Annotated in this window: 10 protein-coding genes and 3 pseudogenes; 8 read left to right on the top strand and 5 right to left on the bottom strand. The window is 61.1% G+C overall.

Going from position 1 to position 15,693, the window contains the following annotated elements:
* From NKI16_RS32870 to NKI16_RS32855, 4 genes and pseudogenes are all read left to right on the top strand, one after another.
* Positions 1-430 (top strand): annotated as a pseudogene (locus NKI16_RS32870) (hypothetical protein); the annotation flags it as partial.
* 37 nt (positions 431-467) lie between these two features.
* Positions 468-3,329, top strand: a complete 2,862-nt coding sequence (locus NKI16_RS32865; RefSeq protein ID WP_352924627.1) for a hypothetical protein — start codon at positions 468-470, stop codon at positions 3,327-3,329.
* Between the two features lie 142 nt (positions 3,330-3,471).
* Entirely contained in the window at positions 3,472-3,990 is a 519-nt protein-coding gene (locus NKI16_RS32860) for a histidine phosphatase family protein (protein WP_352924625.1), read from the top strand.
* The gene (locus NKI16_RS32855) at positions 3,987-6,080 is read left to right on the top strand and encodes a M28 family metallopeptidase (RefSeq protein WP_352924622.1); all 2,094 of its coding nucleotides are present in this window, start codon (positions 3,987-3,989) and stop codon (positions 6,078-6,080) included. The genes NKI16_RS32860 and NKI16_RS32855 overlap by 4 nt, the downstream gene beginning before the upstream one ends.
* Here the strand turns inward: NKI16_RS32855 and NKI16_RS32850 are convergent.
* Positions 6,077-7,030 (bottom strand): IS481 family transposase, encoded by a 954-nt coding sequence (locus NKI16_RS32850; RefSeq protein WP_352924620.1) that lies wholly within the window; start codon positions 7,028-7,030, stop codon positions 6,077-6,079. The two genes, NKI16_RS32855 and NKI16_RS32850, sit on opposite strands and share 4 nt — an antisense overlap.
* A 290-nt stretch (positions 7,031-7,320) precedes the next feature.
* Here NKI16_RS32850 and NKI16_RS32845 point away from each other — a divergent pair, with 290 nt between their 5' ends.
* Positions 7,321-7,500 (top strand): hypothetical protein, encoded by a 180-nt coding sequence (locus tag NKI16_RS32845; RefSeq protein ID WP_352924618.1) that lies wholly within the window; start codon positions 7,321-7,323, stop codon positions 7,498-7,500.
* Positions 7,501-7,722: 222 nt separating this feature from the next.
* Positions 7,723-7,983: pseudogene (locus NKI16_RS32840) on the top strand (transposase); the annotation flags it as partial.
* A 360-nt stretch (positions 7,984-8,343) separates the two neighbouring features.
* On the opposite strand, the gene NKI16_RS32835 reads toward NKI16_RS32840, so the two are convergent.
* Both NKI16_RS32835 and NKI16_RS32830 read right to left on the bottom strand, forming a co-directional pair.
* On the bottom strand, positions 8,344-9,318 hold the full coding sequence (locus NKI16_RS32835; protein WP_352924616.1) for a reverse transcriptase domain-containing protein: 975 nt from the start codon (positions 9,316-9,318) through the stop codon (positions 8,344-8,346).
* Between the two features lie 534 nt (positions 9,319-9,852).
* The gene (locus NKI16_RS32830) at positions 9,853-11,703 is read right to left on the bottom strand and encodes a relaxase/mobilization nuclease domain-containing protein (RefSeq protein ID WP_352924614.1); all 1,851 of its coding nucleotides are present in this window, start codon (positions 11,701-11,703) and stop codon (positions 9,853-9,855) included.
* 419 nt (positions 11,704-12,122) lie between these two features.
* Between NKI16_RS32830 and tnpA the strand changes: the two genes are divergently transcribed.
* Positions 12,123-12,653, top strand: coding sequence for an IS66 family insertion sequence element accessory protein TnpA (gene tnpA, locus NKI16_RS32825; RefSeq protein WP_352924612.1), 531 nt, complete (start codon positions 12,123-12,125; stop codon positions 12,651-12,653).
* On the opposite strand, the gene NKI16_RS32820 is transcribed toward tnpA, so the two are convergent.
* Positions 12,620-13,544 (bottom strand): IS630 family transposase gene (locus NKI16_RS32820; protein ID WP_502897648.1). Its coding sequence is split into 2 segments (ribosomal slippage): positions 12,620-13,256 and positions 13,255-13,544, totalling 927 coding nucleotides; the frame shifts between segments, so codons are not numbered across the junction. The two genes, tnpA and NKI16_RS32820, sit on opposite strands and share 34 nt — an antisense overlap.
* Before the next feature lie 293 nt (positions 13,545-13,837).
* Positions 13,838-14,305 (bottom strand): annotated as a pseudogene (locus tag NKI16_RS32815) (IS91 family transposase); the annotation flags it as partial.
* Between the two features lie 581 nt (positions 14,306-14,886).
* On the opposite strand from NKI16_RS32815, the gene NKI16_RS32810 reads away from it, so the two are divergent.
* On the top strand, positions 14,887-15,606 hold the full coding sequence (locus tag NKI16_RS32810) for a LuxR family transcriptional regulator (RefSeq protein ID WP_352924610.1): 720 nt from the start codon (positions 14,887-14,889) through the stop codon (positions 15,604-15,606).
* Positions 15,607-15,693: the final 87 nt, after the last annotated feature.

Here is a 15,693-nt window from a genome sequence, read left to right as displayed (position 1 = left end):
CTTCGTCGTTCCCGACAAACGCTCAACCGGGTTGCGCGGCACGCTGACGCAGCTGTGCTGCGCGGTAATGGAATACGCTCTCGATGAGGCTCTCAGTGCGGTGGGCGGTATCCAGGAAACCTACTTCATGCCCCACCATGCCGCGCTCAAATGGCGGGCCGAACCGATGGGAATGGCCAGGGAACACAACGGCGAGTGGTACATCGTCGCATACATCGAGGTGAATGAGCGTGCGCTGGCGAGCGTGCGCAAGATTCTTGGAATCGACAACTCGCTGCTGGTTCGACGTGGTAACCAATTTCCCTTCGCGCACGCAAATAGAGATGAAAAGCGACTCTCGGAAGCTTCCGGCGTGTACGATACGTCGCAGCAGGTGGTTCGTTCAGAGGGATCTGCGGCATGCTACACGCGCGGGTCAATTTATACCTGAGTTATTTTGATTACACCCGATCCGAAGGGAAAATACAATGTCCGACCAGCTAATTCGAAACGAATATGGCGAAGCAGTTCTTGTCAAACCGGAACAGCCGTCAGGCCGGGCCGATGCCTTTGTGGGGGAGACAGCCATCCAGATCGCCAACCGCTTCATTGCAGAAAAAATGGCCGAGATGGGACTGACGCAATCCCGCCTGGATAGCGATGAAGCAGGACTGGCGGATTCGTCGCGATCTAACGACCCCGTGATGGTAGTGACGGAAGAGAAGAACATCGGGAATTCGACGGTCGTTGTGTATGATCAACTGGCCTCCGGCCTGCAGATCTTCAATGCCAGAATGGGCGTGCATGTCGACATGGCCGAGCGGGGAGTAACGTCCCTCCAGTCTTCCATGCACAACCGCGTTGAGATCGCCAACCTTGGCGCAAGGGCGCCGAAGGATGCCGAGCGCAAGCTGACTGGCGCCGCATTGAAAAAGAAGCTCGGAATCGATCTGCCGAACCTGAGCAAGGAAGGGCAGATTCCGCGCCAAGTCCTATATCGTTACGAACCGGACGAACGCGTGGACCTCGCCGAGGACGATCACGGCGGCTGTTTTGGCGATCACGAGCATGTCGCGCTGAAGCTGCCGCCCGTGCCGGACACCATCGAGAAAGGCAAGCACTATATCGTCGACGAGGTGCTGTTCAAGGCTTCGCGCGTCGAAGGGGAGACGCCCGTCAATTGGCGCGCGCTGATCGAACCGAAATCGGGCGCCATTCTCTATATTCGCGCACTCGTCGCCAGCGCGACCGGTCTCGTCTATGCGCGGGATCCGCAGACGCAGACCGGCGCGGCCGTCACCGGGGCATCGTCGAATACCCAGCTCAATCCGTTCCGGGCCTCGGAGGTGCTCGGGGGGCTTTCGCCAGGCACGCCGCAATCGCTTGCAGGTGAACATGTCACGATCGTGGATTTCGATCTGCCGACGGCCCCGCCGCCGACCGTGCCGCTTCCGGCCGGGGCATTCAACTATGATGTGCGCACAGACAATTTCTCGGCAGTGAATGGATATTTCAATTGCGATCGGCTGTTCCGGACGATGACGGACTATGGCTTCGACGTTGCTTCCTATTTCGACGGAACGACATTTCCGGTGCCGGTCGATCATCGTGCCCGGATAAATTCCGTCGATGGTAACGAGGTGAACGCCTCTGCCCCTGGAAACGTGATGGGCAATGGCCTCATGGAGTTCCGGTTTGCGCTCCTGCAGATGAACCAGCCGGTCGGCATGACCACCTCAAACCGTGTCGTCTGGCACGAATTCGGTCACGCTCTCCTGTGGGATCATGTCAATTCGCCCAATTTCGGCTTTGCCCATTCCGCCGGCGACAGTCTGGCCGCTATCTTGAACGATCCAGGATCCAACGCGCCGGACCGCTTCGACACATTTCCCTGGGTTCAAGCTGGAACGCCCATCGGCCGCCGACACGACCGGGCGATCGCCGATGGATGGGCATGGTTTGGACCTCAATACAATACGCAGTATCGCGGCGAGCAGATCCTGTCTACGACCCTCTTCCGGCTCTACCGCTCCCTCGGCGGAGACGCGGGCGACATTGCTACGCAGAGGCGCGCTTCTCAAACCGTCGCCTATCTGATCTTCAAGGCGATCGGCCTCCTGTCATCCACGACAGCGTTCCCAGAAGTCTTCGTCACAAACCTCCAGAATGCCGACCGGACGACGGCCGACTTCAAGGGCATTGCCGGCGGAGCATTGCACAAGGTCGTGCGCTGGGCGTTCGAAAAGCAGGGGCTGTTTCAACCTGGCGCCAGCCCCGGACAGGGAAACAGCGTTGGGACCGAAGGCAATCCTCCCGACGTCGATGTCTATATCGATGACGGACGCAACGGCCACTACCAGTACCAACCGAACCACTGGTCTTGCCAGGATATGTGGGTACGCCGTTCGGCGGACGGCGGCCTGACACATCAGCACCCTGTGGTCGGGGTGACGAACTTCATGTATGTGCGGGTCAAGAACCGCGGACTGCAGACGGCCAACAATGTCAGGGTGGACGCCTATCACTGCCTGCCGGGAACAGGCCTCGCTTTTCCCGACGATTGGACGGCGATGGCAACGCCGACAATACCGGCATCGGGATCGATTGCGCCCGGCGGTGCGACGATCATAGGCCCGTTTGCCTTCGTACCCACCCAGGTCGGGCATGAATGCCTGTTGGCGATCGCCCATGCCGATGGGGACCCGGGGAATGACACGACCATCACGGGAACCATTCCTGAATACCGATTCGTCCCCTTCGACAACAATATCGGCCAACGAAATGTGACTCCGGTCCTGCCGAGCCTGAGGCATCTGGTAGAGCTGTTCCGCGAGCACCTCATTCTCATCCGCAATCCGCTCAAGCGGTCGGTAGTCTGCCACATCGATCTCCAGTTGCCGCAATTCATGCGCAAGCTTGGCTGGGAGATGCGCGTTGTCTCCGAGGGTGGCCAGAAGTTCGAATTGGGAGCACGTGACAAGCGCAAAGTAGTGCTGTCCATCGAACCAGGCAAACAGATGGATCCGGATCTGGTCAAGGGCGCGATCGCCAACGGCGACAACGAGATCAAGATCTTCACTTTCCTGGATGGCGAATTGTCAGGGGGCATGACCTATCCGGTGTCATTCGACGCCGCCGATGGTAAGCCGAAACAAATCGAGGCGCCGGCAATGGCGGGCGGGGCAAAGGAGGTCGGAGCCGCAAAGGCGACTGCGGACAGTAATTCCGCACAGACCGCCACAATCGAGGAGATTCTGAGGGTCCTTCGCGGAGAGCAGGCGGAAACTGGCAGGGCCGACACGGGTCGCCGCATTCGCACCGTGCGGTTCGAAATCGATTTCGACGAATAGTCGGCGGAGCCAGTCGGGGATCGGCGTTCATCCGCTCCCCGACCATTCTCCCGGCTTTGCGTTCAGCGAGTTCGAAGTGAGTATAGGCGAAGCCATAACATGCGGCCGGCGGCCATGGATCCTCGCGACGCTCCTGGTCGGCATGCTGGTCCTTTTCTGGATATGGGGCGTCTTGTGGCCCATCACCGTGACGACGGTCTTCCTAGTCAGGCATGCGGAAAAGGCCGACAACAGCGCAGATCCGCCGCTTTCGCCGGACGGAGCGGCGCGGGCACAAACCTTGGCGCATACGCTCGTCGATGCCGGCATCGACGCCGTCTTCGTCACGAATTTTGTCCGTGCGAAGCAGACGGGCGCTCCGACGGCTTCGGCTGCCGGTGTAACGGCCCAGCAGTATCAGGCAGGTGACGTTCAGGGCGTCGTCGGCCTGATACTGCTGGGCCGATCATGCCGGCGGCCGAATATTGGTGGTGGGACACTCGAACACGGTCGACGACATAGCAGCAGGCCTGGGCGGAGTTGGTCTTTCCGATCTTGCCGAGGGTCAGTTCGATCGACTTTTCGTTTTGCACCGGTTCGGTACTTACGCACATCTGGACCGGCTCAGATACGGCATCGAAACGCCATGAATGCGAACACACAACGGGAACGACGATCATGACGACCAGGACACCGAAAATCGAACGCGCAATCGTGATGCTGGATCAGTCGGCCGGAGAGTTGCGCGAAGAGAATGGCACGCTACTGGGCCTCGATCTTTGGCCCGAAGCCCGGACCGCGCTCCTCGCCGCGCGGGCAAACAAGCTGGACGTTACTTTGGTCGCGCCGACTAGCCTTGACCATGCTGCAATTGCCAGCCTGTCCGACTGGGCGGGCGGTATCAAGGTCGCGCCGGTTTCGGAGGCGCTCAGATTTGGCGATGGCCGCCGGCGGATTACCGGCCTTTCCAGACAGGCGCCCGCAACAGCCCTGGTGTCCGCCGATCGAAAGCTTCGCGGCGAAGCGCATCGGGCGGGATTATATCCGGCACCCCATATCGCGCTCCTTCCCATGATGATGCAGGGAGGATCTCCCGAGGCGGTGCGCATTGTCGGCCCAAGAGAAACGCTTCAGCGCCTGGGCTTGCGCGAAGATGTCATTCCCATGCATTTCCAGCCTGCGAACGGCAAGGACTGGGCGCTTATCGCTCTCGTATCTGCAGACGTGCCGTTGCTGGCCGCCATGAACCGGGTGGAGGTCAGCAGGCTTCCTTACGAGCCCACGACGGAAGACCTTGTATGGGCACGCATCGACGAAGACAGCGAGGAAGTCCGCAAGGCTCTGTCCCAACGGACCATCCTGCACGCGGAAGCGGGCCAAGTGCTCATCGCGCTGGGTCCTGATGAAGACGCGCAGGCTCTCCATGTGCATGGTTCGCATGGCCATTCGGAGCTTCTCGTTCCCGATCCGAATCTCCTTCGGCCCGCAAACCGCTACAGTGAGGCCAGCGATTCAATCGATCTGAGTGCACTTCCGGAGGGCATTCTCGAGCCGATCGTAAGGAATGAAGCTGAACGCAACACTATCAGGATGTTGCGGCCGCGATGTTCCGCCGTCACTGCCAGCTACGAGAACGACTTGGATCGCTACACCGGCGTTGCGAGTCTAGATGCGGATGGGTCGCTGATCTCGCGGCACTCCGCACATGCCGACAACAAGCGAGCCGAAGCTGCGCTTCTGGCCGATCTCGAAGCAATCGGCTACTGCGCCTACAGGCACGATTTCACACATGCGGGCCAGACCCACTCCAACATCATAGCCGACCTACCGGGAGCAGGAGTTCTGAGAGTGAAGCCGGAGATCCTTGAGTGCTACCTGCGTATCCTTCGCGACACGCCGTTACCCATTCCGCCGGACCAGTGGAAACGGGAAATGCAGGAACTCGCCGACACGGATCGGTTTCAGGAAATGGTGTTCGAAGACCTGTCCGATGCGGAACTCCGCCTGCGGGTCGAAAAGCTCTTCCGGCTGCATCCTTGGTATCCCTGGTGGAAGAAGCCTTGCCCGATCGCGGGATATGGTTCCGATCTTGTCGTCGTTGGGTGCCACCTCGACTCGACCGCGGGGTTCGAACCGGGCTATTCTCCAGCGACGGACCCCGCGCCCGGCCGGGATGACGATGGCTCAGGTGTCGCAGCCGTTCTGTCGCTCGCGCGCCATCTGTGGCCTCTTCGCGGAAAGCTCACGCACACCGTGCGTTTCTGTTTCTTCAACGCCGAAGAGTCGGGGCTTGTCGGCTCCAAAGCCTATGCGGCGAAAATGAAATCCCTGAATGCACCGATCCGGGCCGTCATCTGCATGGATATGATCGGCTACAATTCCGACCCCAACCGCCTCTTCGAGATTCATGCCGGCTACACCGATCCCGCCATTCGCGACCTCAGCATTCCGCTGGCGGACCGCCTCGCAAACGCTGCGGCCAGCCAGGGCGCATTGGCACCCGCTCAAATCTACCTGGGCACGAGCTGGAACGGCGCGCCGGATCGGACGCTTTACGACGGCGCCATAAACCGCTCGGACCACGCGGCTTTCCACCAGCAGGGGTACGGCGCCGTCCTTGTCAGCGAGGATTTTTTTGCCAATCTGGGGGCCGAGCCCACAGCCGACCCAAATCCTAACTATCACCGCGAGGCCGATACGTCGGTCGACCTCGACTATGCCCGCAGCATTGTCTGCACGGCCCGGCAGGCAATCGTGGATCTGGCGCTCTAGGTGTGGAGCCTCAACAGGTTGTCCTCGGTTGGGGCGAGGCGACTGATAGGTGGTTTGAACCTTAGGCTGCCGTGTGGGCGACGCCAATTGTATCTGTGGAGCCAGATAGGCAGTTCAGCGGCGCGGTGATCGGATGTCGGGTAGGCAATGGCATAGGCCCATTCGCGCAGCGCCGTCTGGATGAAGCGCTCGGCCTTGCCATTGGTCTTGGGCGTATAGGGCCTTGTCCTGACGTGCTTGAGGCCAAGATCACGGCAGGCCTTGGCGAAGGCCTTCGATCTGTAGCAGGAGCCGTTGTCGCTCATGACGCGGGCTATCGCGACGCCGAGGCTGGCGTAATAGGCGACCGCCGCCTTGAGGAAGGCGATGGCGGTCTCCTTTTTCTCGTCGGGCAGGATTTGCGAGAAGGCGATGCGGGAAGCGTCGTCGATGCAGACATGGACGAACTCCCAGCCGGCGCCGCGCGACTTGCCCTTTTGCGGATCGCTGGTGATGCGATGGCCGACCTGGCTGAAGCGGCCGAGCTTCTTGATGTCGATATGGATCATCTCGCCTGGGTTCTCCCGCTCGTGGCGCCGGACCGGTTCGGCTGGTTCGATATCGCTCAGCCGCGACAGTACGGCACGCTTGAGAACCCGGCTGACGGTGGCGGGCGAGACGCCGACCTCATGGGCGATGTGCTTGCCGGTCCAACGTTGCCGCCGCAACGCCACGATGCGCTCGGCGATCGACGCACCGGTGACCTGTGGCATATGGGCAGGCCGCGAGGAACGGTCGACCATGCCGGCCCGCCCTTCGGTCTTATAGCGCTCGACCCAGCGCGCTACGATCTTGGCCGACACGCCATAGACCCGCGCCGCATGGGCTTTGGAAAAAGCGCCTTCTATCACCGACAGCGCCATCTCCTCTCGACGCAGCGGTGTGAGACGGGCATTCTTGTGGATGTTCATTCGGACCCTCCGATGGATTCTGAAGCGTGGTAACTCCGGTCTCCTCGGTCCGGTCCGAATGGACAACCTCCCGAAAGCTCACATCTAGGGCAAGCGTGAAGCTCACCCCATCTGGCGCAACCATCGATGGTATGCTGAAGCGCTACACAGCAATCGTTTCCGCGTGGAACCCGCAATTCCATGGACCCGGCCGCTTGATCTGCCGGTCAGAGATGAAGGCGTGAAGCCGCAGCCGGTCACCAGCGGGCGCATCTAGCGCATGGACAGTCTCGCCAGGATGTAACCTCGGCATGGGCAAGGCGAGCAAGGCACTGCTGCCGATCTGCGCCCGCATCGAGTGCGAACTCGCCTCGCTGCAGGAATCGGGGCGAATGCCGTCGCCCATCGTCCGACCAGGCAAGGCGATTATCCCTGCGCCGCGTCTGAAACGAACCAAAATCGACAAAGCGAGTGACAGGGATAATACTTAGGCGCCGTTTTTCTGCCGTTAATCGGATCGCTATATGTTCAAACCGCTCGATATGTTCAACGATATTGTAAATGGCCTCATCCTCGGGATCTACGACATCGTGATCCTCGTTATTGGGCCACTGATCGCGCCGTTACATCCGCGGCGGTACCGAGTCTGGAAGTTCATCCTCAAAACGGAAAGTCGCCTCAGTTCACTGACAATGATCTTTGTCTTCATGGCGGGAGTCGTTGCGGTGCTCCACAGTTGGGGTCAGAACCTGCCCTATCATCCCCACATCCATTGCATCGTGCCGGGCGGCGGCATCTCCCTTGATGGAACGCGTCGGGTCGCCTGCCGGCGCGGCTTCTTCCTGCCCGTGCGGGTGATGTCGCGCCTGTTTCGCCGGTTATTCCTGGAGGAACTGCAGACGGCGTTTACCACGGGCAAGCTGAGCTTCTTCGGCGATCTCGCCCATCTGGCGGCCCCCGCCGCGTTCCGCCGCCTCGAATGCCGAGTAGGTGGGGGCGTTACTGCCCCCACCCCTCACAGACCCGGACGTGCAGTTTTCCCGCATCCGGTTCCTCATGGTAGAGTTTCGCTCACGGTGGCAAACGAATGAAGAATCCTGGCTGGCGGCAGCGGATGGCGTTTCAGGATTTCGTTAAGGCGGGTCCATCGGAACACGCTTTGACGATCTCGCCGAGATAGCCATTTCTGCCATATCCTCACGACCTGGTGGGCGAACCATCGCAATCGCCGAGCATTTCCCCCGACGCCATAATAGGCGAAGTGGCCCCGCATCATGGACGAGAGATGGCGATGCTGATCGCGGATCGACCAGTTCCGGTGTTTCCGGCACCAGTCACTTACCGCAGCCAGCGCACGAGCAAAACCGCCCTTGGCCGTGACTTGCATCACCATTGCCTCTGCGCGACCGTCCCCACACATGGGTCAGGCCGAGAAAGTCGAAGTTGGTGCCATCCGTCTCCGGATGCCGTGTGCTCTCCGTCCTTCGCGGGCGAAAGTCGACGAGACGCGTCTTGTCGGGGTGGAGCGTAAGCCCGAACCGTCCAAGACGTTTGTCCAGCACTGCCAGGACACGCTGGGCGTCGACGATGTTGTCGAACGCCATGAGCGCATCGTCAGCGTAGCGGGCAATGGTACAGCCCCCACGAAGCCGCGGCCGCACCTCGGTCTCGAACCATTCGTCCAGCACGTGGTGCAGGAAGATGTTCGAGAGGCAGGGCGAGACCACGCCTCCTTGCGGGGACCCTTCGGCCGTTCGGCGCAGAAGACCGTCTTCGACGGCTCCTGCGTTCAGCCATTTATCGATCATCCGTCGGATGACGCCGTCCGTGACTCGCTGGTCGAGGAACGCCCGGAGGTGAGAGTGCGGAATCGAGTCGAAGTACTTCTGTATGTCGAGATCGATCACCCAATAGAGCCGCTTTGCCCACAGCACGTTCTGCATATTGCGGAGCGCCTGATGGGCCGAGCGGCCCGGTCGGAACCCATACGAGCAGGGGTAGAAATCCTCCTCATAGACGGTCTCCAGCACCATCGTAATGGCGCGTTGCGCAACCTTGTCCTCGAAGGTCGGAATGCCGAGCATCCTTTGCGACCCATCCGCAAGTATATAGGCCCGCCGGACCGGCGGCGCACAATATCGGCCGGACTTGATGCGCTCCAGGAGGTCCAGAAGTCTGGTCTCCAGGTTCACCTCATAGTCCGCCGCCGTGACGCCGTCGATGCCAGGGGCACCATCCTTGCGGGTCAGCCGGTAGGCCTCCTTCATCCAGTCCAGATCGATGACATGGTGGAGCGAGCACAGCGCCACACCCCGTTTCGTCCTCGCCAGTTCGGCTATCCGTTGTCGGTTCGTAGACAGGTTTGTGGGGTTCAGAGCCCCTCCCATGTTTCAGGTCAACGGTTCTCTACACATGACGCCTTCCTTCGCTCCGTCGGGTCCCGGTGAGCCCAGTTCCCCGTCTTCACGGCTACTATGAAGGCGCTACGACTTCCCGCTCACGCATACCTGCTCCCTTATAGTTTCGGTCACAGGCCCCACATGCGCCTCCCTTGTTCGTGCTCGCCGAGGCGCTCCCGATGAGCGTGGAGGACGCTCATCGAGCCTGGACCCGTGGTCAACCGGCGGTCCCTGTTCCGGCGTACTTCGCTTGTGGACATGGGCGGGATCTCACAGGTTCCCTGGCGATCCCATCCCATGCCTTTGCCCTGCTCCAAGACCCCGGCCGAGCCGCCAGAACCTCGCCCCTGGCGGTTCCGACGATGCTGCCCCCGGGCTACCCACGCCGAAGGCCTCCGCATGCACATAATCTCGAGGCTGACACATGGCTTCAGCATCCGCTGTCTACGCTTCACGAGCGGCGTTGCCGTCGCCCATGCAAGACTCGCTTCCGGCTGGCGGGCTGCGCCTTTGCCGGGAGGGGGTCGAACCCTCTGGATCGCTTCGAAAGGTTTCAGGATCTACATTCCCGCGCGAGAAGGTGATGGTCCGGCTCGTCACGTCGCGTTCGGCATGGCCCATCCTGACGAGCTGGGTAGCGCGTTTGTCGAGAGCGTTGTCGACGTCGAGACCAAAGCCTGACCGGACCAGCTGCACGGGGTTTTTGACCGTAAGCTCCCGGTCGAGCCAGGTGGCACCGTCGCTGCCGATCTGCGCCTCAAGATCGAGCCTCGAGAGCACCCGAATGGTGAAGTCCTTGCCGCGGTTGCGGGCATCGTGGGCGATGCCGCGCTCGGCCAGGTCTTTTGGAATGCGCCAGTGGTCTTCGTCGATGCGTTCGACGTGGCCGGCCCGGCGCAGCGCTTCGAGACGGCGAACATGGAAACGGACAGAGGCGTCCGGGTCCTTGCCCTCTTCCAAAAACGTCTCGCGGATCGCCTCCAGGTGTCTGCTCGGCCGATAGACGCCGTCGTCGCCCGCTACGATGCTGATATTGCGGTCGGCCGCGCGCGGCTCTTCCTTCGGCAGGATCGGATCGAGCGCCACGATATGGCCGCGCTGAACGTCATTTAGCTTTGCCGCATCCGCGGTCTCGACATAGTGCGTGCGCCCGTCCACGCCATCGACGACGAGCGACAGACGGTCGATCATCTCGTCGCCGGCGAGCCCCTTGGCGAGCACACGGCCGACGACCGGCTCGGTGATGGTCTGCCGGTGCAGGACATATTGGGCCGCGCTCCGCTCATGGGCGAGGCCGTGCTCCTCCAGCGCCCGGTGCATGGTCTTGATGATATCGTTGCGCTCGCCAAGCGCCCGCAGCGTGCTCTCGGCCCGATCGGAAATGAACCATCGGCCGGGCTCGAGCTCGTTCGCCAGGCCGAAGTGCTCCAGCTTCTTTGCCCGATCAATCAGCAGATAGCGATTGCTGGAAATGGTGTAGCTGTCGCCGGCATTGGGCCGGAGATCGACAAGATCGTGCTCCTGCTGTTCGGCGATCAGCATGCGGTCGAGCCGGGTCAGCCGTTCGGCCCCGACCTCGTTGGCCAGCTTGCGGGCAACCTCAATCTCGCTCTGTAACCCCAGTTCCCGTTCGACCAGCTCACTTGCCCGATGGCGGATGCCATGGGCGATGTAGTCGCCGGCGATGTTCAGGATCTTGCCGTCGCCGGTGACGCCGCGCACCAGGACGTGGCTGTGCGGATGACCGGTGTTGTGATGGTCGACAGCGATCCAGTCGAGGCGCGTGTCAAGATCGGCTTCCATCTGCCGCATGAGATCGCGCGTGAAGGAGCGCAGGTCTTCCATCTCCGCGGCATCCTCCGGCGCGACGATGAAGCGGAACTGATGTCGGTCACCGCGTCCGCGCTCGACGAAGTCCTTGCCGTCGGCCTCGTCCCCGAAGGCCGAGTACACCCTGCCCTTCTCGCCGTCCGTGGTCACACCGTCGCGCTGGAGGTAGCGCAGATGCGCATCAACCGCCTTGCTCGTTGTAACGAACTTTTGGCCGCGCCCGCTCGCCTTCCCTCGCCCCGGCAGCTTGACGACGCGTGCCTTTACCACGATGCGGCGGGAGCGAAAGCGGATGCCGTTGGAGTCCTGCCGCCATCCGCCACCATCCTTTGGCAACCCTGCCGCCATCTTGCCGCCTCGGCCGCGAGCGTTGAAGCGGCCACTCCCCTTCCCGGCACGGCCGCTTCCACCCATGCGATTGGGATTGCCGCCTTGCTTGCGGATGGCGATCTCGACCTGGCGCACGAAGGGCAGCGTGCGCCGGCTGGCCGGCGCGCTGCTGCGCCGCGTCCGGCCGGTGCGAACCCGGAATCTGTCGCTATCATCATCAGGTGTCAGATTTCACGCTTCAAGACGGCCGGAACGCAGAGCGTGCTATGGCGCGCAAAGACTTGCTGTGGCGTAGATCAGCGGATCGCACATCGCAACGGCATCGCATCTTTGCTTTTCAGATCAACAGCACAGCCGATAGCCGTGAGCCCCCGCACCTTACGTCATTCCGCCTGACGTCGGGATGGTCAAGAAAAACAATGTGCAGACAGACACTTACGAGCGAAGCGAGGGCGAGCGTAAGCTCGCTTTATCTTGCTGTCCCTGTCCCTGTCCCTGTCTCCCGTCCTCACGTGTAAGCGTCCAGGTTCTTTCGGTGCATGGAGGGATCTCCGGTGAATCTGAGACATTTCGAGAACAAGGCGCGACAATCCTATTGGGTGGTTCACGTTGAGGCGTGGCAGCGCAGCGGTCTGACTCGGACGGAATATTGCCGTGTGCATCGCCTGACGAAGGACACGCTCGATCGCTGGCTGAGGTACTTTGCGGGCAACGACGCAGCGCGTAAGCAGGCGGAATATCAGGCGGAATTGCGCCGTCAGAATCGCCTGGAAGAGCGAGCGAAGCGGCAGAAAAGCCGCGCTCGGCTGCGCTTTGCGGTGAGCACGGATGTGCGCAACCGTGCTGTCCAGGCGTTCTGGGCGATGCATGTTGAAGCGATGAACTGGAGCGGTATGGGCGTTCGCGAATATGCCGCCGCATTGAAGCTCTCGCCGTATTCGCTGCGCCACTGGCGCGACCAACTGGACGAGGGTGAGGTCGAAATCGACTGGCGGGCGCATCTTCATCCCTCCGCCCGTCCTGTCGTTAGCACTACTAGAACGGCGGACTTTCATGTGAGTCCATACCCTGCGGCTGCGAAGTAGTTTCTGCATTCTGTTGGAGAGAAGAGATTGCAGATATCGCCAATGGCCTGCCACAGGGCGTCGATGGTTCTGATGGCCTTTGCGCGCAGGTGCGCCTTGAGCTTGGCGAATGCCATTTCGATGCGATTGAGATCTGGGCTGTAGGGCGGCAGGAAGAGCAGCCATGCGCCTCTGGCCCGGATCGCTGCCTCGGCGGCCGGGCTCTTGTGGGCAGCGAGATTGTCGAGGATGACGACATCGCCCTTTGCCAGCGTCGGAGCGAGCTGCGTTTCGACATAGGTTTCGAAGATGCGCCGGTTTATCGGCGTGTCGATAACAAAAGAGGCCGTGAGCCCATGACAGCGCAACCCGGCGATGAAGGTCTGCGTCTTCCAATGCCCGAACGGTGCCTTTGAGCGCAGCCGTTGGCCCTTTAGGCAGCGGCCGCGCAGACGTGTCATCTTCGTAGTGGTTCCGGTTTCGTCGATGAACACCAGCCGATGTGGCTCAAGCCGCATGCGCGGCTGGCGCCTGGTCTGCCACTCCTGCCGCGCCTTGCTGACGTCGGGACGATCTTGCTCGCTGGCCAGCAGCGTTTTTTTTGAAGCGATAGCCATTCCTGATGAGCCAGCGCGAGATCGAGGCAGGAGCGACCTGGACGTCTGTAGCAGCGGCCAGCTCGGCGGCAAGCTCCGGCATGGTGATGTCATCCTTCTCGGCCACACGGCCAAGCAGGAACGCACGATGCGGGTCGAGCTTGGAATGGCGGCGGCCACCGCTGGCCTTCGGCGCCAGGCTCTCGGTCTTTCGATAGTTCCTCAAGTGAATCATGAACCACGCCTCACTGGAATCTGGAGGCTTCTGTGAGGTCCGCATGCACGACACGGGCGCTCTCTCGGTGTCGGACCTCATTGCAAGCCGGATTGAACGGAGCCGCGGGATGGTATGGCGCTATGGGGATTGTATCGGAACCGGCTGGTCGAACGGTTTGAAGGTTGGCTGCCGAACGCTATGGTTCCGGGCAGCGGAAGGTTCCTGGACGGCGCTTGCGAGGGCGTTATGCCGATGGTCCGGCCTGATGTTGACGCCAAGGTGGCCGCTGAACGATCCAGTCAGTCGCGTTGCATGGTGCTAGTCGACAGGGATCTGCCGGCACGCATGACGTCCGCTGCTGGACTTCCCTGTTCCTGGCGCATTCGGCGCAATCATGATGTGTCACGCCAGAACGGGCGAGGAGGCGCTTGTCCATATCGCCAGATGGCCAGCGTGATCATTTGCCCTCCGCAACAGGAGCAGCGGTGAGTTGTTGAGAGGGCGATGGCGGTGTCCCATTCGACACCCTTTGCGACACTCTCCTGCAGCGGAGCGTCAAGCAGCCTGCGACATAGGTCGAGCTTTATGGCACGATGGCTATTAGCGAGAAAGCCGTAGTGGCGGATGCGACGGAAGCCGTCCGGCAACGTTTGCAGTAGGAACCGGCGGATGAACTCGTGGGCGTCGAGCGCCATGAGCTTTGCCTTGCCGTCATGCCGATAGTCTCTCCAGCGGAACATGACCTTGCCGCCGGCCATGCTGACGAGCCGTGAGTTTGCGATGGCGATGCGGTGTGTATAGCGACCGAGATAGGCCAGCACCTGCTTTGGCCCGCCGAACGGCGGCTTGGCGTAGACGACCCTTGCGACAGGCTAAGCCCTGGAAAGGAGAATGGACACCTTGTGGCCACGCTGGAGCGCCAGGAGGTCGCGCGGGTCGGCAAGGAAATGGCCGCAGCCCCAGCCGTGCGGCTTCAATGAGCCTCTGGCGACGGCGCCGTTGGCGTTCGGCCGAGGGACATCGGAGCGTTGCCGTTAAATGGGCCGCCTCGTTTCCGTGTGGAGCTTGTCGAGAGCGGCTCGTTTCTCTTCTCGCCCGCCAAGACGCGCCGATCGACGTCCTAACCCTCAAGCATGCATCTGCCGTGGTTGCGCCAGTTGATCCGGATGGGGAACATGGGGGACCGTCGCCGGCCAATTCCTTTCCGGCCCTCGTTCACCGGCTGGCGAACTTCGCCGATTCCAATCGACTGTCGGACACTAAGGCTTTGGACAAGACTCGAGCCCCACCGACGCACTGGTTGGAGGGCTATGGGCTTGACCACCATTGGGGGCAGCATTGCTGGCCCTCTCAAATCCTATTAGTTGAAATGTGATGATCGATATTACTAATTTAGGCTATACTTATATCGACTGGTTATCAGGGGCGGGGGACCCGTTGGATGATAGACGCAGACGTATTTGATTTTGTCGAACGCTGCAGGAAGCATTCGGCGACGGGGCCGCTTCTGAGCGATCTTCTTGAAACGGTGAGAGATCTCGGCTTCGAGCATCTAATCCTGAGCGGTGTTCCACTCGGTGGCCAAAAGCTTGCGCCGATGGTGGAATTGAACGGTTGGCCGGCAGGCTGGTTCGAACGCTATGTAGAGGCCGAGCATGCCACTGTTGACGGCGTTTGCATCTATTCAGCCAAAACTCTGAAGCCGTTCCTATGGTCAGAAGTCCCGGGAAAATGGTCCGGTACCGAGGGCTCCCGACGCGTTGCGGGCGAAGCAACGGAGTTTGGCATTTGGAGCGGCTTCGCTGTGCCGATGCTCAGCGTCCACCACTGGCAGTCAGTCCTATCATTCGCCTCCTCTGCAAAGAGCTGCAGTTTGTCACCTCGCCAACAGGGACAGCTAGTCACCATGGCGGTATATGCCGGGATGTCGATTCAGGCTTTGTCAAATGATGACGGCGATGAAGGTTTGCTGACCGATCGGGAAAGGGAGGTGCTTTTGTGGGCCGCAGCAGGCAAGACCTCGTCCGAAACCTCCCAGATTCTCGGTCTGACCGAGCGCACCGTAAAATGGCACTCAACGCGAGCTCGCGAGGCTTTTGGCGTCGCTACGACCACGCAGGCTGTCGTCGAGGCGGTGCGCAGGCGTCTAATCCATCCTTAAGGCGCGTCAACTGTCCGATCGGACAGGTGACGTATATTAGCGCGACTGCGACTATCCCTCCGAGAACGATCGGGGGATCGCGCCATG

It is taken from the genome of Mesorhizobium sp. M0698, from assembly GCF_040320455.1.
Taxonomy (GTDB): domain Bacteria; phylum Pseudomonadota; class Alphaproteobacteria; order Rhizobiales; family Rhizobiaceae; genus Mesorhizobium.
The sequence above is the reverse complement of the archived record's forward strand: the minus strand, read 5'-3'. Positions and strand labels throughout refer to the sequence as shown.